Raw genomic sequence first — 813 nt, 5'->3', positions numbered from 1 at the left:
TTTTCTTGCTCTGTTCAGGATGCCGTAAATTTATTGACCTTATTCAAATACCTATTATCTTCAATCGTATCGCTACTCTCTCGGACAAGTATTGACGGTTCTATTTTTTTACTTGTACTACTTGTATTGTTTATCAATATTTCAAAGAACTTGCTGCTTTCGTTTTAAAAGCGGGTGCAAAGGTAAAGGCTTTATTTTTAACTACCAAACTTTTTCGGAAGTTTTTTTTTTTCTTTTTACTCATTTCTCAGGCTCTCTATGCGAAAGGGAAAGAATGTATAAAAGAAAAACAAAGGCCGTTTTCTTTGCGAATCGGACTGCAAAGATAAGAACTCTATTTATTATCCTCCAAAACTTTTCGGAAGTTTTTTTGTTCTTTTCTTTAAGCACAATTTCGCTTTTTCACTATGTCAATTCTGCAAGGCTTTCTTCTCTTGGAAAGCGGGTGCAAAAGTACACCCTTTTGGTATACAATCCAAATATATTAAACTCTTTTTTCTAAGTTTTTTTGAAAGAATCGGCTAAAGTGCTGAAGGATAATGATGTTGTAGAACATATTTTTTTATCATGAGTGGATTGGGGGCGGAAACGGTACACATGAGACACATTATTATATCACACGCGGGCGCGTAGGCGAACGCAAGAGAGAAAAAGATGCAGAAGAAAGAAATAACAAAATTACAGTCGAATTACAGCTGAGAAAAAGACAACAGGAAGAAAGAGACAAGAAGATGATATAGAAGGAAAACAAGAAAAAGAACGAAATGTAAAAAGAATACTAGGGATATACCACAAAGGGACATTACAAAAGGA

Origin of the sequence: Bacteroides sp. D1 (assembly GCF_000157095.2) — a bacterium.
Classification (GTDB): Bacteria; Bacteroidota; Bacteroidia; order Bacteroidales; family Bacteroidaceae; genus Bacteroides; species Bacteroides xylanisolvens.
The sequence above is the reverse complement of the archived record's forward strand: the minus strand, read 5'-3'. Positions refer to the sequence as shown.